The 17,952-nt window shown below is 70.4% G+C and carries 17 protein-coding genes and 1 riboswitch; of the genes, 7 read left to right on the forward strand and 10 right to left on the reverse strand.

Features of this window, described 5'->3' with window-relative positions; all coding sequences use genetic code 11:
* Window positions 1-12 precede the first annotated feature (12 nt).
* Window positions 13-711, reverse strand: a complete 699-nt coding sequence (locus tag VGN74_RS00275) for a hypothetical protein (protein WP_327445358.1) — start codon at window positions 709-711, stop codon at window positions 13-15.
* Entirely contained in the window at window positions 708-1,367 is a 660-nt protein-coding gene (locus VGN74_RS00280) for a response regulator transcription factor (RefSeq protein ID WP_327445359.1), read from the reverse strand. Before VGN74_RS00280 ends, VGN74_RS00275 begins: the two co-directional genes overlap by 4 nt.
* A gap of 203 nt (window positions 1,368-1,570) precedes the next feature.
* On the opposite strand from VGN74_RS00280, the gene VGN74_RS00285 reads away from it, so the two are divergent.
* Entirely contained in the window at window positions 1,571-2,038 is a 468-nt protein-coding gene (locus tag VGN74_RS00285; RefSeq protein ID WP_327445360.1) for a peptidase S1, read from the forward strand.
* An 87-nt stretch (window positions 2,039-2,125) separates the two neighbouring features.
* On the forward strand, window positions 2,126-3,286 hold the full coding sequence (locus tag VGN74_RS00290) for a TMEM43 family protein (protein WP_327445361.1): 1,161 nt from the start codon (window positions 2,126-2,128) through the stop codon (window positions 3,284-3,286).
* Window positions 3,287-3,522: 236 nt separating this feature from the next.
* Here VGN74_RS00290 and VGN74_RS00295 read toward each other — a convergent pair whose 3' ends face one another.
* The 6 genes from VGN74_RS00295 to VGN74_RS00320 all read right to left on the reverse strand — a co-directional run bounded on the left by VGN74_RS00295 (window position 3,523) and on the right by VGN74_RS00320 (window position 11,062).
* A complete protein-coding gene (locus VGN74_RS00295; protein WP_327445362.1) occupies window positions 3,523-5,139 on the reverse strand; it encodes a leucyl aminopeptidase in 1,617 nt (538 codons plus the stop codon).
* Between the two features lie 525 nt (window positions 5,140-5,664).
* Window positions 5,665-6,153, reverse strand: a complete 489-nt coding sequence (locus VGN74_RS00300; RefSeq protein ID WP_327445363.1) for a DUF4262 domain-containing protein — start codon at window positions 6,151-6,153, stop codon at window positions 5,665-5,667.
* Window positions 6,154-6,604: 451 nt separating this feature from the next.
* A complete protein-coding gene (locus VGN74_RS00305) occupies window positions 6,605-7,354 on the reverse strand; it encodes a DUF4435 domain-containing protein (protein WP_327445364.1) in 750 nt (249 codons plus the stop codon).
* Window positions 7,355-8,485 (reverse strand): ATP-binding protein, encoded by a 1,131-nt coding sequence (locus VGN74_RS00310; protein WP_327445365.1) that lies wholly within the window; start codon window positions 8,483-8,485, stop codon window positions 7,355-7,357.
* A gap of 58 nt (window positions 8,486-8,543) precedes the next feature.
* On the reverse strand, window positions 8,544-10,439 hold the full coding sequence (thiC, locus tag VGN74_RS00315; RefSeq protein ID WP_327445366.1) for a phosphomethylpyrimidine synthase ThiC: 1,896 nt from the start codon (window positions 10,437-10,439) through the stop codon (window positions 8,544-8,546).
* An 82-nt stretch (window positions 10,440-10,521) separates the two neighbouring features.
* Window positions 10,522-10,628, reverse strand: a riboswitch (TPP riboswitch).
* A 26-nt stretch (window positions 10,629-10,654) separates the two neighbouring features.
* A complete protein-coding gene (locus tag VGN74_RS00320; RefSeq protein ID WP_327445367.1) occupies window positions 10,655-11,062 on the reverse strand; it encodes a VOC family protein in 408 nt (135 codons plus the stop codon).
* A 293-nt stretch (window positions 11,063-11,355) separates the two neighbouring features.
* Between VGN74_RS00320 and VGN74_RS00325 the strand changes: the two genes are divergently transcribed.
* A complete protein-coding gene (locus VGN74_RS00325; protein WP_327445368.1) occupies window positions 11,356-12,606 on the forward strand; it encodes a bifunctional alpha/beta hydrolase/OsmC family protein in 1,251 nt (416 codons plus the stop codon).
* Here the strand turns inward: VGN74_RS00325 and VGN74_RS00330 are convergent.
* Together VGN74_RS00330 and VGN74_RS00335 are read right to left on the reverse strand one after the other, a co-directional pair.
* Window positions 12,603-13,406 carry an alpha/beta hydrolase gene (locus VGN74_RS00330; protein ID WP_327445369.1) on the reverse strand — a complete coding sequence of 268 codons (804 nt, stop codon included), beginning with the start codon at window positions 13,404-13,406 and terminating at the stop codon, window positions 12,603-12,605. The genes VGN74_RS00325 and VGN74_RS00330 overlap by 4 nt on opposite strands.
* A 50-nt stretch (window positions 13,407-13,456) precedes the next feature.
* Window positions 13,457-14,071 carry a TetR/AcrR family transcriptional regulator gene (locus tag VGN74_RS00335; RefSeq protein ID WP_327445370.1) on the reverse strand — a complete coding sequence of 205 codons (615 nt, stop codon included), beginning with the start codon at window positions 14,069-14,071 and terminating at the stop codon, window positions 13,457-13,459.
* 196 nt (window positions 14,072-14,267) lie between these two features.
* Here VGN74_RS00335 and VGN74_RS00340 point away from each other — a divergent pair, with 196 nt between their 5' ends.
* The 4 genes from VGN74_RS00340 (at window position 14,268) to VGN74_RS00355 (ending at window position 17,842) form a co-directional block, all read left to right on the forward strand.
* Window positions 14,268-15,008 (forward strand): DUF4386 family protein, encoded by a 741-nt coding sequence (locus VGN74_RS00340; protein ID WP_327445371.1) that lies wholly within the window; start codon window positions 14,268-14,270, stop codon window positions 15,006-15,008.
* A gap of 254 nt (window positions 15,009-15,262) precedes the next feature.
* Window positions 15,263-16,114 carry a BPSS1187 family protein gene (locus tag VGN74_RS00345; protein ID WP_327445372.1) on the forward strand — a complete coding sequence of 284 codons (852 nt, stop codon included), beginning with the start codon at window positions 15,263-15,265 and terminating at the stop codon, window positions 16,112-16,114.
* 70 nt (window positions 16,115-16,184) lie between these two features.
* Complete coding sequence (locus VGN74_RS00350; protein WP_327445373.1) at window positions 16,185-17,186, forward strand: D-cysteine desulfhydrase; 1,002 nt, start codon at window positions 16,185-16,187, stop codon at window positions 17,184-17,186.
* Window positions 17,183-17,842: an aspartate/glutamate racemase family protein gene (locus tag VGN74_RS00355; protein ID WP_327445374.1), complete on the forward strand. Its 660-nt coding sequence runs from the start codon at window positions 17,183-17,185 to the stop codon at window positions 17,840-17,842. The genes VGN74_RS00350 and VGN74_RS00355 overlap by 4 nt, the downstream gene beginning before the upstream one ends.
* Window positions 17,843-17,952 lie beyond the last annotated feature (110 nt).

Below are 17,952 nucleotides of genomic sequence, written 5' to 3' on the forward strand. Positions count from 1 at the left end.
GGTGCGTTACTGTCAGGCGACGTCGGGCGACGGCGCCGCGACATCCTGCCGTGGCCGGGTCGGGCGATTCAGGTCAAGCCGGAAGAGAGGGCCGCCGGGGCGTTCGTCGACGGTCAGACGGGCGCCGATGCGCTCGGCGCGCCGCTGCATCAGGCCGAAACGGCCGCCCGTCAGGGCGACGGCGGGGACGCTGAGCCGGGCGCCTTCGCTGCGCACCTCGATGCGGGCGCCGCCGTCCGGCAGGGGCTGAAGCACCACCTGCACCTCGCGCGCCCCGGCTTCGCGCGCCAGGCCCAGACTGTCGTGCACGACGCGCAGCAGCGTCATCATCTCGCGCGGGCCGTAGCCATCGGTGTCGACTGTCCGCGCCGTCACGGGGGCGTGCAGGGAGAGGGCCACGCCCTCGCTGCGCAGGCGCGGCCGCATGCGCTCGCACCAGACCGCCAGCGCCACGTCGAGCGGATCGCCGGCGCTGTCCAGCGCATCGACCACCAGCCGCAGATCATCCAGCGAGGCCTGCACCGAGGCGGCCAGCTCGGCCTGGTCCGGCGGCGCCTCGCGCACGCGGGTGAGCAGGGCCACCAGCCGGCCGCCGACGCCGTCGTGCATGTCGCGCACCAGTTCGCGCCGCTCGCGCGCCTCGGCCAGCTGCCGGTCCTGCCGGGCGAGCCGGCGCTCCAGCGCCTCCAGCCGGTCGCCGGGGACGCTCACAGCCGGATCAGCCCGCTCTGGACCGCCTCGAACACCGCCTCGGAGCGCGAGTTGACGGCCAGCTTGCGGTAGATGGCCTTGATGTGGGCGCCGACCGTGTGGTGCGAGATGTTCAGGGCCCCGGCGACCTCGCGGTAGCTGAGGCCGCGGGCCAGCAGGTTGAGCAGCTCGACCTCGCGCGGGGTGACAGGACTGGCCTGCGCTTCAGGGGCCTCGGCGGGAGGCGCCTCGTCCTCGTCGCGCCGCAGCCGGCGCAGCAGATAGGCGGCGACCGAGGCGGAGATCGGCGAGCCGCCGTTCAGGGTCTCGATCATATCGGCGCACAGGGCCTCGTCGGCGCTGTCCTTGAGCACATAGCCGTCGGCGCCGGCGGCCACCGCCGACAGGACGCTGCTCTCGTCGCCGAACACCGTCAGGACCAGCAAGCGCGGCGGCGGGGTGCGGGCGGCGGCTTCGCGGATCAGGTCGAGGCCGCTGCCGTCAGGAAGGCCGAGGTCGATGACGACCAGGTCGGGATCGGCCGCCAGCAGCTCGCGGCCCTGGGCCAGGGCGCCGGCCTGGCCGACCAGCTTGAGCTCGGCATGCGCCTCGATCAGACGGGCGAGGTGGCGGCGGACGAAGGGGTCGTCCTCGACGATGGCGACGGCGTGGGGCACGCGGGAGTTCCTGCGACTGGCGCATGGTCATTATGACGGCCGGGCGACCGTGGCGGCATACCATGAACACGGGAGGCCCGCGGCGCGAACGTGGGATTTGCCGTCTGCGGCCAAGCTTCATGATGGGGACAGCCTGATGTGGCGCCGACCCACGGCGCCAGGCGGCCGGATCCTCCGGCGACATTTCTTCCCAGGAGACCCACGTGACCTTCAAGACCCTGATCCGCGCCGCCGCCGTCGCCGCGCTCGCCGTCACCGCCGCCGGCGCCGCCTCGGCCCAGGATTCCAGCCTGCGCGCCAACTTCGGCGAGATCTCGCTGAACGCCGGCTTCACTCCGGATCCCTACACCGTCAGCATCACCGCCGGCGGTTCGGTCAACGGCGGCAACCTGCCGGGCGCCTGCACCGGCATGATCAGCAACGCGCCCGACTTCCAGGTCACCTACCGCGCCGGCTCGCTGCCGCTGGTGTTCCGCACCATCTCCTCGGCGGACACCACCCTGATCATCAATGGCCCGGACGGCCGCTGGTACTGCGATGACGACTCGTTCGGCGACGGTGACGCCGAGGTGCGCTTCAGCCGCCCGCAGTCGGGTGTCTATGACATCTGGGTCGGCACCTTCAGCGGCGGCACCGCCCGCGCCACCCTGTCGATCACCGAGACGCCGTAAGCCGGTTCGACCTGCTGAACCGTCGGGGCGCGGGCGGCCACCGTCCGCGCCCCTTCCTGTCATGCCTGCCGCGAGGTCCTTTCGCCCATGTCCCAGGACAATTTCACCCGCACCACTTCCACCTCCTGGCTGCAGCGCCTGGGGTCCGCCTTCGGCGGCATCCTCGTCGGCCTCGTCCTGCTGATCGGCGGCCTCGTGCTGCTGGCCGGCAACGAGCGGCGCTCGGTCGACGCCAGCCGCGCCGCCGACGAGGCCGGCCGCACCGTCGTCAGCGCCCCGGCCGACCGGATCGATCCGGCGCTCGACGGCAAGCTGGTCCACGTCGTCGGCCAGGTGGCCGCGACCGAACCGCTGGTCGACGAGGCCACTGGCAAGACCGTCACCGGCCTGCGCCTCATGCGGACGGTCGAGTTCTACCAGTGGACCGAGACCGCCAGCTCCGAGACCCGCACCAAGCTGGGCGGCGGGCAGGAGACGGTCACGACCTACAGCTATGCCCAGGGCTGGTCGCCGGACCCGGTCGATTCCAGCGGCTTCGCCCAGCCGCAGGGGCGGACCAATCCGGCGCCCTGGACCGGCGACGCCGACCTGACCCCGGTCGAGGCCCGCATGGGGCCGTACCGCCTGACCCAGGAGGCGCTCGAGCGCCTGCCGGCCGGCGAGGCCCTGCGGCCGACGGCGGCCGAGGCCGAGACTGCAGCCCAGCGTCTGGGCCGGCCGGTCGCCGTGGTCGAGGACGCCTTGTATGTCGGCCAGAACCCGACGCAGCCCCAGGTCGGCGACGTGCGCATCCGCTACGCCATGGCCCCGGCCGGTCAGGTCACCGTCGTCGGCCGCCAGTCCGGCGCGGACCTGACGCCCCACGCCGCCACCAACGGCAACCAGATCTTCGAGCTGCGCGCCGGCAATGTGCCCGCCGCCGAGGTGATCCGGCAGGTCAAGGAAGGCAACCAGATGCTGTCGTGGATCCTGCGCGGGGTCGGGGTGCTGCTGCTGGCCATCGGCTTCGGGCTGATCCTCAACCCGCTGAAGGTGCTGGCCGATGTGCTGCCGCCGCTGGGGGCGCTGATCGGAGCCGGGACCGGGCTGGTCGCCGTGCTGCTGGCCGTCCTGGTGGGCGGCGTCACCATCGCCCTGGCCTGGCTGGCGGTGCGTCCGCTGATCGGGCTTGCAGCCCTGGTGGTGAGCGGACTGGCGGTGGCCGGGCTGGTGATGAGCCGCCGACGCGGGGCGAAGGCCCAGGGGTAGTCGGCAGGGGCAGGCGGTAGGGAGCCCCGTCTCCCCTCCCTTCCCCCTCGAGGGGGGAAGGGTCGGGGATGGGGGTGGGGGCGCTGCGTCTGGCGGAGGGAACGCTGGAGGCGGTCCCGTCTCAGGCGTCTGTCCGGACAGGGGGCGGGTCCACCCCCACCCGAACCCTCCCCCCTCGAGGGGGAGGGCTTCTGTCGCGGAACAGCCCTCTATTCACCTGGGGGAGGAGCGCCCTTTCAGCTGCCCCCCGTGCCCGGTTCGCGCGGCACCGGGCGGAAGTCGCGCACGAAGCGCTCGAGCAGGCGCACGCCGAAGCCGGCCGAACCGCCGGGGCGGGTCGCGTCGCCGCTGACATTGTCGACCCCGGCGATGTCGAGGTGGGCCCAGGGCGTCTCCGGGCGCACGAAGAAGCCGAGGAAGTGGGCCCCGGTGCCGGCCCCGGCCCCGCCGTCGCCCGAGTTCTTGATGTCGGCGATCGGCGAGGAGGTGTCGCGGGCGTAGGTCGGGTGCAGCGGCAGGCGCCACAGGCGCTCGCCGGTGGTGCGGCCGGCCGTGTCCAGCTGGTCCGCCAGGGCGTCGTGGCGGCTGAACAGGCCGGCGTAGTCGTCGCCCAGGGCCGTGCCGACCGCGCCGGTCAGGGTGGCCACATCGACGATCGCCGCCGGGTTCATCGTCGCGTCGGCCCAGGACAGGGCGTCGGCCAGCACCAGCCGGCCCTCGGCGTCGGTGGAGATGATCTCGATGGTGCGGCCGTTGTAGGCGGTCAGCACATCGGCCGGACGGATGGCGTCGCCGTCGGGCATGTTCTCGGCCAGGGCGGCGATGGCCACCACATCGACCGGGGCGCCCGAACGGGCCAGGGCCAGCACCGTCGCCACCACCGAGGCGGCGCCGGACATGTCCATCTTCATGGCGCCCATGCCGGCGGACGGCTTGATGGAGATGCCGCCGGTGTCGAAGGTGATGCCCTTGCCGGCCAGCACGACCGGGCCGTCGCCGCTCGCGCCCGGGCCGCGGTAGCGCACCGCCAGCATGCGCGGCGGACGCTCCGAGCCGCGGCCGACGCCGAGGATGGCGCCCATGCCCAGCCGCTCCATCTCGCGCTCGTCGAGCACGGTGATCTCGACCCCGCGCACCCCGGCGAAGGCGGCGCGGGTGCGCTCCACGAAGGTCTCGGGATAGAGGATGTTGGCCGGCTCGTTCGACAGGTCGCGGGCGAAGTGCATGGCGGCGACCAGGGCCTCGCCGCGGCGCCAGGCGGCCTCGGCCCCGGCGGCGTCGCCAGTGACCACGGTCAGGGGCGTCGACGGGGCCGGCGCGCGGGTGGTGTTGTGCAGGTCGGGGCGGTAGGCGGCGATGCCGAAGCCGGTGGCCAGCTCGGCGGCGACGGCCGCGTCCAGCCCGCGGGCGTCGAGGGTCACGGCCCCGGTCTCGCCGGCCAGGGCGCGCCCGGCCACGGCCCCGGCGGTCTGGGCGTCCAGCGCCCCCGAGCCCAGGCCGATCACCTGCACCCGGTCGACGCTCTCCAGCCCGCGCAGGGTCAGGGCGTCGCGCGCGCCATAGCCGAAGGCCGCCTGGGTCAGGGCGCGGGCCACGATGGCGCGGTCGGCGGCGCTGAGGGCCGCGCCGCGCGTCTCCACATCCGCGGCCGAGGCCAGCGGCAGCACCAGCGTCCCGCCCACCGGCGCCTGCGCCACGAAATTGACGGCCCGCACCGGCGAGGCCGGGGCCATGGCGGTCAGGCCGGCGTTGCCGACGTCGCGGCCACTCTGGGCGAGGACCGGGGAAGCGGCGCAGGCGAGGGCCAGGGCGAGCGGGGCGGCGGCGAGCGCCAGGCGACGGGCGGACGTCATGCATTCCTCCGGATTGTTATGGTGTCACAGACCTTAGCCGGGGCGGCGGGCCGGCGGCAAAGGGGGTGCGACATTCCGTGCGGGGCGCAGGGGTAGGGGTAGGGGTAGGGGTAGGACGCGTCTTCCTTCTCCCCTTGTGGGAGAAGGTGGGCCGCGGAGCGGCTCGGATGAGGGGTGTCAGCGCCGACGCCGGCCGGCTGTCCTCGCCGGAGCAGGTTCATCACAGCGGGCACAGCGGCGTCGCGGCGCACACCGGAAGCCCTCCCCCTCAAGGGGGGAGGGTTGGGGTGGGGGTGAACCCGCGCCCTCAAAGGTCGCGCGCGGGCGGCGCCCCCGCCTCTTGCGCCCCCTCTTTCGCCAACGGCGCACTCACCCCCATCCCCGACCCTTCCCCCCTCGAGGGGGAAGGGAGAGCGCCCCCCCTCTCCCGGCGGGAGAGGGCTTGAGGCTCCAGGCGCGCAGCGACTGGAAAGCCGAAAGGGTGGGGGTTACGGCCCGCCGGGGTCGCGCGACGGCGCCGCCGACCTACCCCTCGCGTGGCAGGTAGAGGGCCGGCTGGCGGTCGCGCACGGCCTGCACGCAGCCGCGATCCCACGGGAAGCGACCGGCCCGGTCCGGCCAGACCAGCTGGAAGGCGCTGAGCGGCTCGCCCCGCTGCGCCGGGTCGCCCCAGAACCACATGGCCGAGTTCAGATGCTCGCGGATGACCTGGCTGGGGTGAACGCGTCGCAGGACGCCGTCATAACCCTCCAGCAGATGCGACCAGACCTGGCCGTCTTCGAGACTCTTGCCGCCCTGCAGCCTCCGGAACACCTCCCACAGGAGGCCGTGGGCGACCTCGTGGGGGAGGCCGAAGACGATGACCTCCGGCTGGCGCAGCGTCTCGGTGAAGCCCACCGAATAGGCGAAGTCCGGCGCGCGCCCGTCGGGATCGTGCACGGCGGTGCAGAACCAGCCGTACGCCGCGACCGCATCGAGGATCTCCTGCTCATAGGCGCTGTCGCTCAGGGGCATGGGCGTCTCCCGCACGACCGCATTCCGCCGGGCTTTCAGGCGCGCTGGCAAGGGGGCCGCTCTCCTCCCCCGTACCGGAGCATACGGGGGAGGGGGACCGTCCGGAGCCCGGAGGGCGGAGGAGGGTGGAGGGGGCGAGGTCAGGCGCGGCGCTTGCGGCCGCCCCCTCCACCACGCTTCGCGCGGTCCCCCTCCCCCGCAGGCGGGGGAGGAGAGGCGCGCCCCGTCGTCATCCCGGCGCAAGCCGGGAGCCAGAGCGCCCGGGTTCCAGGTCTGCGCTTCGCTTCGCCCGGATTGACGACAGGGGATGCACGAGGCCTTGGCCGTGCTGGCGGAGGGCCGCAACGCCGAGGAAGCGGAGGCCGGAACTGGCCCTGCGCCCCTGCACCTGGCGCCAGAGGTCGTCTCCTCTACGAGTGAGCCTGTCCCAAGCCTAACATCTGTGCCCCAGCTAATTGGGGGTGATCGGCTGCGACAGTGCAATTCGCACCTGCTCGGCGATCTGTTTCAAAAGGCGGCCTTCATTCACGACAGCCATTTCCATGAGTGACTTATGATGATGGCGGACGGAGCGACCTTTGTAAGATAGATGCCGCAACAAGGCTTGCAGGAGCGTTTTCCCTCTAATCAGTCGTTTGTAGTCAGAACTTATGAGGGTTACGGATTCATTGTTAACTAGGTCAATTCCTCGCCTGTTGGCAGTATCAGGTTGGATTTCACCATGGCGATCCAAAATCTGATCAACGTGAAGGTCCACCAATGCGGCCTGACCTGTTGATCGAATTTCTACTTCTCTAGCAAACCATCTGCATAGAGAATTCCGGTCTCTCTGAAACGCAACCTGTTCGTCATGTTCAAGTAGCCGTTCAAACTCACCATCTACGTAAAGATCATTTTCTATTGAATAGCCATTCGTAGTCGTGAGAAACGGCGAATGATACTGAGCGGGTACGCCCTCAAAAAGCCAAAAATCCATATCAACTATGAATGCTACTTGCCCGCCGGCCAACTCTGCCCGTCGGTCAAATACAGAAAGGACTGACGTCTTGCCGCCTAGAGGCAAAAATGACGCGCCGGTGTCCTTTACCAAGCCCTGAAGCCTGCGGAATATGAAGTAATCGTCAATTCCCTCTGTAAAAACAGTGGGAAGTCGGGATCTTCTTGCGGTCTCTATGGCCTCATCTGCCGAGTAATCGACCATCTAGCCGATCTCGCTTCCCCGGTCGGGATTGAGGGCGATTTCTTTGTCTTTGTATCTTGTATATATAAACGGAGAGTGAGTTGCTACGATGAACTGATTGTTTGTGCCTTGCGTTTCCAGTTCATCGAAAAGCGTTCTCTGCCAATCCACATGGAGGCTAAGTTCTGGCTCGTCTATAAATATTACGCAGTTATTGTAGAATGCGTTATAGCATATAAAGCTCAAGAATTGCTTCTCGCCTGCCGAGAGCGATGAGGAGTTTATCGCATTTGCTGCTTCGCCAAAGCGAATTCGTCCAGTTATGTTGATTCCTACATGCTGAAGGACCCGGGTGGCTGTCTCCTGAATTGCGTCGAATGGCGCAAAGGTTCTTTCTCGATCCGCGTCTATCGATTCGATCTTCTTTTTAACGGCCTCAAGAACCGATTGGGCGGTTTGGCCGGCCTCGGCCCGACTCTGGAATGCCCTAATGTCGTCAATAACTTCTTGGGATACCCTGCGCTGAAAGTTGCTGGAGAGCTCAGTCATGTCCGCGTACTTCTTTATAAGAAGTTCGACAATATCGTTCGTGGATATAGACGACACGAATCTATGATCTCCGTTGCTCATGCTTCGGGAAACGTTTGATAGTGCGTCCTCCAACTCTCCTCGAGCGCGACTGACCCGATTGGACAGGAGTCCAGAGTGAGTCTGCATGTACTTCGCAGAGTTTTCCGTCGCGAATCCACCCTCAAGTCGGCGGAAAGTCGGGAAGAAAAGAGAACTTCCCTTTTCCTCTAGAATTTCCTTTGCGGCCTCCTCCGCATCAAAAAATATATCTCCGTCATCATCGCGGCCATCTTCGAGTACTTTGCGATTGCCGTCGATCTCAAGTTCGATTCGCGTCTCGGCGCTGGAGCGCTTTGTGGCGATGATGTTGTAAATGTCTGTTTCGACTTTGATGTAGTCGTAGTCCATCTCGCGCCGCGCTTGGACGAAATTGCCGCTAACGACATACCAAAGCAGTTTCAGGGCTGTGGTCTTTCCAGATCCATTTCGTCCCGTGACTATATTCATCTTGGGGTCGAGACTTGAGGATATCACGCTGTCGCGGCCCCAAAGTCCGCCGATCTCAAAGCTTCGAATTATCAATCTTCGATACTCCTCGGAGGCGGGGATGAGCGATCTAAACAGATTTTCGCGGTGTCAGCTACACCTTCACCTCCACCACGCCACCCCCCGCGCGGAACTTCTCCGCCATCTCGCGCATGCCGGCTTCGGCCGCCGCGGCGTCCAGGCTGCCGCCCGCGTCGTTCTGGGCCGCGGCCGCGTCGCGGATGTCCTGGCTGATCTTCATCGAGCAGAACTTGGGGCCGCACATGGAGCAGAAGTGGGCGGTCTTGTGCGCCTCCTTGGGCAGGGTCTCGTCGTGGTATTCGCGGGCGGTTTCCGGGTCGAGGCCGAGGTTGAACTGGTCCTCCCAGCGGAACTCGAAGCGCGCGCGGGAAAGGGCGTCGTCCCAGGCGCGGGCGGCCGGGTGGCCCTTGGCCAGGTCGGCGGCGTGGGCGGCGATCTTGTAGGTGATGACACCGTCCTTGACGTCCTGGCGGTCCGGCAGGCCGAGGTGCTCCTTGGGCGTGACGTAACAGAGCATGGCCGTGCCGAACCAGCCGATCATGGCCGCCCCGATGGCCGATGTGATGTGGTCATAGCCGGGGGCGACGTCGGTGGTCAGCGGCCCGAGGGTGTAGAAGGGCGCCTCGCCGCAGTGCTTCAGCTGCTCGTCCATGTTGGCCTTGATCTTGTGCATCGGCACATGGCCGGGGCCCTCGATCATGACCTGGCAGCCCTTCTCCCACGCGATTTTGGTGAGTTCCCCCAACGTGCGCAGCTCGGCGAACTGGGCCTCGTCATTGGCGTCGGCGATGGAGCCCGGGCGCAGGCCGTCGCCGAGGCTGAACGAGACATCATAGGCCCGCATGATGTCGCAGATGTCCTCGAAGTGCTCGTAGAGGAAGCTCTCCCTGTGGTGCGACAGGCACCACTTGGCCATGATCGAGCCGCCGCGGGAGACGATGCCGGTGACCCGCTTCGCCGTCAGCGGGACAAAGGGAAGGCGCACCCCGGCGTGGATGGTGAAATAGTCCACGCCTTGCTCGGCCTGTTCGATCAGGGTGTCGCGGAAGACGTCCCAGTTGAGGTCCTCGGCCACGCCGCCGACCTTCTCCAGCGCCTGGTAGATCGGCACGGTGCCGATCGGCACCGGGCTGTTGCGGATGATCCAGTCGCGGATGTTGTGGATGTTGCGGCCGGTGGACAGGTCCATGACCGTGTCGGCGCCCCAGCGGGTGGCCCAGACCAGCTTGTCGACCTCGTCGGCGACCGAGCCCAGCACGGCGGAGTTGCCGATGTTGGCGTTGATCTTGACCAGGAAGTTGCGGCCGATGGCCATCGGCTCGACTTCGCGGTGGTTGATGTTGGCCGGGATGATGGCGCGGCCGCGGGCGACCTCGTCGCGCACGAACTCCGGGGTGACGAAGTCGGGGATCTCGGCCCCCATCGGGTCGCCGTCGCGGATCCATTCGCGGGCCCGGTCGCGGGCCAGGTTCTCGCGGATGGCCACATACTCCATCTCCGGGGTGATGACCCCGGCGCGGGCGTACTCCATCTGGGTCACCGGCCGGCCGCTGAGGCCCCGGTAGACGGTGCGGCGGCTGTCGTCGAAGGCGGGGGCCAGGTGCTTGCCCGAGGCATGGCCGTTGTCCTCCGGCCTGACCTCGCGCCGCCGGGTCTCGACGGCGATGTCGCCGCGGTCGAGCCGCCACTGGACGCCGACCACCTCGGGCAGGCCGCGGTCGATGTCGATGCTGGCCTCCGGGTCGGTGTAGGGGCCCGAGGCGTCATAGGTGACCACCGGCGGCTCATTGGCCGAGGGGTGCACGGCGATCTCGCGGTGCGGCACGCGCAGGTGCGGGTACAGCACGCCGGATTCGTAGATCTTGCGGCCGCCGGGGCGCGGGCCCGTGGGCACCGAGCCGGTGGCGGTCTCGACGCGCTTCTTGGCCTCGGCCAGCGGGGTTTGGGCGGGATCGACGTGCACGTTCATGGCGGCCTCCGGTGGGAGGGCTGCGCCGACGCAGGAACCGGCCTGTCCCGCTCAAGGACCGAGGTCCCCGCTTGCGCGAGGATGAGCGGAGCTATTCCCATCCCTTCGCCGGCATGACCCGGATCAGGTTCGACCGGTCAGGGCGCGGCCCTATCTCAGCCGCCTGACGCGGCCCCCGGGAGAACGCGGCGACCCTACGCGGATCGCGCGGGCGGTCAAGCGCCGGCGGCCATCTCCGGCGCGGGCTGGATCAGGGTCAGGACCGCATCCTGCGGGTCGGAGATGACCATCATCCGGCCCACGCCCGGGGCGTCGAACGGCCCGTGCAGCACCCGGCCGCCGGCCGCCGTGACCTCGGCCTTCGCCGCCTCGATGTCGGCGACGGCGACATAGAGCATCCAGTGCGGGGCGATGCCCTTCCAGGCGTCCCCCTCCATGGCCATGATCCCGCCGAGGCGCTGGCCGTCGCGCTGGAAAAACCGGTAGGTGAAGTCGCCCATGGGCTGGGCCACCGACTCCCAGCCGAGGACGCGACGGTAGAATTCCGCGCCGCCCTCCGGGTCCGGCGTGGTCAGCTCGTGCCAGAAGAAATCGCCGTGACCGGCGCCGTAGAACTCGGGCATGGGTCCCCTCCCCGTGATGCCGCGACACCTTACCACGGCGCACGGGGGGGCGGGGCCGCAAAGGCGGCTGGCGGGGGAGGTGAGGGAGAGGGGGAAGCGGCCCGGCGGTCTGTCGGGGGGGCGTATGCGCCGGGCCGCTTCGCGCGCCGCCGGACGGGGGGATGACATCGGCGGCGCACCGGGAGAACACGCCGGCCCCGGGGCGGTTCCCGCCGCGGGCGAGAAAACGCACGCGGGTCGCGGCGGGGCGGTCGGGCGCCTAGGTAAGGGGCCCAGCGGCGCGGAGACCGACCATGCAGAGCGAGCCCCTCGACTTCGTCACCCCCGGCGGCCGGGCGGTGCGCGCGCGGCTGGACCGGCCGGCGGGACAGGCCCGGGCCTGGGCCCTCTTCGCCCACTGCTTCACCTGCGGCAAGGACAACCTGGCGGCCACCCGCATCGCCCGGGCCCTGGCGGCCGAAGGGGTAGGGACGCTGCGGCTGGACTTCGCCGGCCTGGGCGACGGGCCGGGCGATCCTGCCGCGCCGGCGGGCTTCAGCTGCGACGTCGGCGATCTGGTCGCGGCGGCGGGGCATCTGGCGAAGGAAGGCTGCGCGCCGCAGCTGCTGGTCGGCCACAGCCTCGGCGGGGCGGCGGTGATCGCCGCGGCGGGCCAGATCGACTCCGTCCGCGCCGTGGCGGTGATCGGCGCGCCGTTCGACCCGGACCATGTGCTCAAGGTGCTGGGGGCCGAGGGGCTGGCGGCGGAACAGCATCACGAGGCGGACCTCGGCGGCCGCCCCGTGCGCGTCAGCGGCCGCTTCGCCGAGGACCTGCGGGCCCAGGACCAGGGGGCGCGGCTGCGCGACCTCGACCGCGCCCTGCTGGTGCTGCATTCCCCGCGCGACGAGATCGTCAGCATCGACGAGGCGGGCAAGATCTTCGTGGCCGCGCGGCATCCGAAGAGCTTCGTCTCGCTGGACGACGCGGACCATCTGCTGTCCGACGCGGCCGACGCCGCCTATGCCGCGAAGGTCATCGCCGGCTGGGCCTCGCGCTATCTGGAGGCGGTCCCGGCCGAGGCGCCCGGGGCCCCCGCCGACGGGACGGTGCGGGTGACCGAGACCGGCGCCGGCAGGTTCCAGGTGCAGGTCGAGGCCGGCGGCGCCGTGCTGCTGGCCGACGAGCCTACGAGCGTCGGCGGGCTGGGCTCGGGCCCCAATCCCTATGAGCTGGTGGCGGCGGGGCTGGGCGCCTGCACCGCCATGACCCTGAGGCTGTACGCCGAGCACAAGGGCGCGCCCCTGACCCGGGTCGGGGTCGAGGTGCGGCACGCCAAACGCAAGGGCGAGACCCCGGCGGACCTGTTCGAGCGCACCCTGACGCTGGAGGGCGAGCTGGACGCGGCCCAGCGCGCCCGCATGCTGGAGATCGCCGACCGCTGTCCCGTGCACCGGACCCTCGAGGGCGGGGCGGCGATCGTCACCACCCTGGAGCCGCCCCGCGTCGCGCCCGAGGGCGAGACGGCTCACTTCGCCGACATGGACAGGGCCTGCGCGCGCTAGGTTGCTGCGCCCGAGATGTGGCCCTCGAGCAGGGCGTTGAAGCGGGCCGGCCGCTCGATCATCACCGCATGGCCGGTGGCCGGCACGGCGACGAACCGGCTGCCGGGAATGCCGGCGTGCACGGCGCGGGCGCGGGTCGGGGAGATCGGCCGGTCCTCGTCGCCCGAGACAACCAGGGTGGGGGCCCTGATCCAGGCCAGCTCCGCCTCGACGCCGCGGCGGCCCGCGGAGGCTGCGGCGGCCCGGGCGAGGGCGCGGGGCAGGCGGCGCAGATAGCCACGCCAGCGCTCGGCCTCGGCCCGGCGCGCGGGATCCTTCAGGAAGGTGTCGCCGAACAGGATCTTCATCAGCGGCCGGGTGAAGGGCGCGGGTCCGATCGCCTTGACCAGGCCGATGAGCAGCCGGTAGCGCGGCAGATTGGCCGGCTCCTCTGCCTCTGCACTCGGCCCGATGAGGGTAAGGGTGCGGACCAGCTCGGGACGACGCGCCGCGACCCGCAGGGCCACGAAGGTCCCCATGGAGAAGCCGACCAGATGGCAGGGGCCGAGCCCGAGCGTGTGAATCAGCTCGGCGGTGTCGGCGGCGAGATTGTCGAGGTCGAGGCCGGCCCGGGGGTGCTCCGACCGGCCCTGGCCGCGCAGGTCAAAGGTCAGGACCCGGTATCGCCCGGCGAAGTGGGCCACCTGTCGCTCCCACGATTCCGAAGCGAGCATCAGGCCGTGGACGAAGACGAGGGTCTCCGGCCCGTCGCCGTCGAGGGTGTAGTGCAGGCGGACGCCGCCGATGCGGATGTCGGGCATGGTCGTGCTCTCGTTTCGGGAAAGGGCCCTCCGGGCGGGAGGGACGGGGGTCAGGCGGGCCAGGCCTCGAGCAGCCGGTCGATGGCGGCCTCGATCCGGGCCCAGCCGGCGTCATCGAGGGTGACGCCGCCAAAGCGGCCGCGGCTGGCTTCAGCGAGGGCAAGATGCTGGACGGCGGCCAGCAGGATCACGTTGAACGCCACCACATCGACGCCCTCGGGCAGAGGGAGATGCGGGCGGCGGGCCGCCATCCACTGCTGCAGGACGCCGGACCGCGCCGCTTCAAGCCGGCGAAGCAGGGGGGTGTCGACGCTGAGCTCCCAGGCCACGATCCGAAGGATCAGCGGACCGGACCGGAGCGCCTGCAGGTAGGCCAGAAGGGTTTCGCGGGCAAAGGCGCGGTAGGAGGTGGCCTGGCTGGGCGGTAGGGCCGCCAGGGTCTCGCCCAGCCACAGGTCAAGTCGCCCGGCCACGCGTTCGACCACGCCCTCCACACCCTCGAAGTAGCGGTAGATCAGCTTGCGATCCACGCCCGCTTCGGCCGCGAGGGCGTTGACGTTGAGGCTGCTCCAGCCGTCGCGCAGCAGCAGGCGTTCGGCGGCGGCGATGATCGCCGCCTCGGTCGCCGGGCGGTCGCGGGGTCTGGAGCCGGGAGGGATGGCCATCAGGGGGTGGTGTCCGAGTCCGCGCCGCGCCGCAAGGGCTGGCCGCGAACCCGTGCGCGGGGCGCGCACGCCCCGGCCGGCGAGGAAAGGCGATCCGGCCGTCGGGCCTGCGGGCAGACTGAACCTGTCGGGCTTGACGTGTCTCATGTGTGAGACATATACATTGTCCCATCATTGAGACAAGAGGGGCATCCGCATGTTCTCCAGCCAGCGAAAGGCCGGTGCGGCCATGATCGGCTTCGCCCTCGCGGTGAATGTTCCGTTCATGCTGCTGATCGACCGCTTCGGTTATGACGATGTCCTGCGGGAGCCGCCGCTGCAGGTGCTGTCCGCGTTCCGCGCGGGCGGCGCCGAACTTATCCTGATCTGGCTGGCCTTCGCCCTGTGCGCACTCTCCTTTCTGTGGGTCTCGGCCTGGACCGGCGAGGCGATCCGTGCCGGCGGCGGGCGCTGGCCCGCATGGGCGGCGGCGGCCGGGGCCGGCTCGGCCATCGCCCAGGCGATCGGCCTGTCGCGCTGGTCCTTTGTCGTGCCCGGACTGGCCGAGCGCGCCCTCGACGGCGGGCCGATGGAGAGCGCCGCAGCGATCGGCGCCTACGAGGCGCTGCACCAGTTCGCAGGCGTCGCCATCGGGGAATGGCTGGGCCAGACGCTGCTCGCCGCCTGGACCCTGGCGCTGGGCCTCGCCCTCGTGCGCGGGCCTCTCGCCCGGGGCCTGTGGACACGGGGACTCGGCGTGACGGCGATCGTCCTGACGCCGTTATGGATCGTCGGCCAGAGCGAGCTGCTGGCCACAGTCCACGCAGATTTCCCAGAGTTGCAGATCACCCAGTGGGTTTTCACCGCCTGGCTGGTCTGGCTGCTGGCCTTCGGCGTGACCTGGCTGGCCGGGGGCGGGACGCGCGCGACGCAGGCGTATGACAAGGTGATCCTGTGAGCCGCCCTCTTCTGGCCCGCGCGATCTGCGGGGCTCTGCTGGCGACGGGGCCAATCCTGTCGGCCTGTTCCAACGGCGGCGGGGGGGGCGGGGATCCCGCGGCCCCGATCACTCCGCCGCCGCCTTCCGCTCCGCCTCCGCCTTCCGCTCCGCCTCCGCCGCCCGCTCCTCCGCCTCCGCTCCCTCCGCCCACGCCCGGCCCTTCAGCGATCACGGAGCGGGATGTCCCGCCCGCGCTCGTGAACCCTGCGGTGATGACCCACACGTCGGCCCATTTCGTCGCCGCCCCGAGCCCGACCGGGGCCCCGGTGAACCGTCTGTTCGTGATGCTGCCGGGTACGGGGGCGGTCCCGCGCTTCTATCGCCAGATCGTTCGGACGGGGGCCGAGGAGGGGCACCATGCCATCGGTCTGACCTATCCGAACGACACCGCGGTCGGAGACCTGTGCAGGACCAGCAGCGACCCCGACTGCGCCGGTAAGGTGCGGCGCGAGATCCTGACCGGCGAGGACCTGAGTCCGCTGGTGGCGATCAACCGCGACGCCTCAATTGTCGGCAGGCTCGAGGATCTGGTCCGGTATCTGAGCCAGACCTATCCGGCCGAGGGTTGGGGCCAGCTTTTGCTGGCTGGCCAGCTTAACTGGAGCCGCATCACGGTGGCCGGGCACTCGCAGGGCGCCGGCCACGCCGCCTACCTCGGCAAGATGCGGAGCCTCGACCGTATCGTCATGTTTTCGGGTCCCTCGGATCTCGGCCCCGGCAATGCGTCGCTGGCGCGCTGGCCAAGCCTGCCGAACCTGACCCCCGCAAGCCGGCAGTACGGCTTCACCCACGTGGCCGACGACCTGACGCCGCTGGCGCTGGTCGACACCAACTGGACGCTGTTGGGGATGGCGGCGTTCGGACCGACGGCGTCCGTGGACGGGGCGACGCCGCCCTATGGCGGGTCGCGACGTCTCGTGACCGGCGCGCCGCCGAATCCGGATCCGGGCGGCCCTACGCCATCGCCGACCCATGCCTCTCCGGTGGTGGACGCCTTCACCCCCCGCGACGCGGAGGGGCGGCCGGCCTACCGGCCGGTCTGGGTCCACCTCGCCTTCCCCTGACAGCCGGACCTCGGCTTTCGCGGGCGGCCGCGTCGCGCTAGGGGTCTGGGCCTGAACCGGAGTCTCGCCCATGCATCTCGCCCGCTTTCCGCGCGTCCGACTGGCGCATCTGCCGACCCCGCTGGAGCCCGCGCCGCGGCTGTCGGACGTGCTGGGCGTCGACCTGTGGATCAAGCGCGACGATTGCACCGGTCTGGCCGGTGGCGGCAACAAGACGCGCAAGCTGGAGTTCCTGCTCGGCGCGGCGCTGGCCGAGCGCGCCGACACCCTGGTGACGCAAGGGGCGACCCAGTCGAACCATGTGCGCCAGACGGCTGCGGCGGCCGCGGCCCACGGCCTGGCCTGCGAGATCATCCTGGAGGATCGCACCGGCTTTACCTCCGCCGACTATGTGGAGAACGGCAACGTCCTGCTGGACCGGATGTTCGGGGCGACGCTCCGCACGGTTCCGGGCGGCTCGGACATGAACGCCGAGCTGGAGATCACGGCGGAGGCGGTGCGGGCGCGCGGCGGCCGGCCCTATGTCATCCCCGGCGGCGGCTCGAACCCGGTCGGGGCGCTGGGCTATGTCGACTGCGCCCGCGAGATCGTCACCCAGGCCGACGAGCTGGACCTGCCGGTCGACCGCATCGTCACCGCCACCGGCAGCGCCGGCACCCACGCCGGTCTGGTGGCCGGGCTGGCGGTGATGGGGGCGGACATCCCGGTGCTGGGCATCGGCGTGCGCGCCCCCAAGCCGAAGCAGGAGGAGAATGTGCTGAAGCTGGCGCGCGAGACCGCCGCCCTGCTGGGCCGCCCCGACGCGGTGACGCCGGACATGGTGGTCGCCGACTGCGACTATGTCGGCGAGGGCTACGGCTTCATCGACGACAAGGTGATCGAGGCCCTGACCCTGGCGGCGCGCAGCGAGGGCCTGCTGCTCGACCCGGTCTATTCGGCCAAGGCCATGAAGGGGCTGATCGCCCTCGCCGGCCAGGGCCGCTTCGCCGACGAGACGGTCGTGTTCCTGCATACCGGCGGGGCCCAGGGGCTGGCCGGCTACCAGTCACAGCTGACCGGCGCGCTGGCGTGAAGACCCTCGGCGTGCTCGGCGGGATGGGGCCCGCGGCGACGGTGGCCTTTCTGGCGCGGCTGCAGGCCCTGACCCCGGCGACCGGGGATGCGGACCATATCCGGGTGCTGATGGACCTGAACCCGCATGTGCCGGACCGCAACACCCGGCCGGGGGAGGCCGAGGTCGAGCTGGGGGCCATGGCGCGGCGGCTGGCGGCGGCCGGGGCCGAGGTGCTGGCCATGCCGTGCAACACCGCCCACGCCCAGGCGGCGGGCATCCGCGCCGCCGGCCTGCCCTTCATCGACATGATCGCCGAGACCACGGCGGCGGCGAAGGCGACCGGGGCAGGGTCGGTCGGCGTGCTGGCCACCGGCGGCGGCCGGGCGCTTTACGCTCCGGCCCTGAGCGCGGCCGGGCTGACGCCGGTGCTGCTGGAGGAGGCGGACCAGGCGCGGTTCATGGCGCTGATCTATGCGGTGAAGGCCGGCGACGTCGGGCCCGGGCGCCGGGTGGAGATGCGGGCGCTCGCCGGGCGGCTGGTCGCGGCCGGGGCCGGGGCGGTGATCGCCGGCTGCACCGAGGCGCCGCTGCTGCTGTCGCCCGACGACCTCGATGCGCCGCTGGTCGACAGCGCCGAGGTTCTTGCGCGGGTGTGCGTGGAGAGGTGCCGGTAGGCACACACTCTCCTCCCCCGCGTGCGGGGGAGGGGGACCACGCGCAGCGTGGTGGAGGGGGCGAGGGACAGAGCGCGAGTTTACGGGGGCGTCGCGCTTGCGGCCGCCCC

Origin of the sequence: Brevundimonas sp. (assembly GCF_035998205.1) — a bacterium.
Classification (GTDB): domain Bacteria; phylum Pseudomonadota; class Alphaproteobacteria; order Caulobacterales; family Caulobacteraceae; genus Brevundimonas.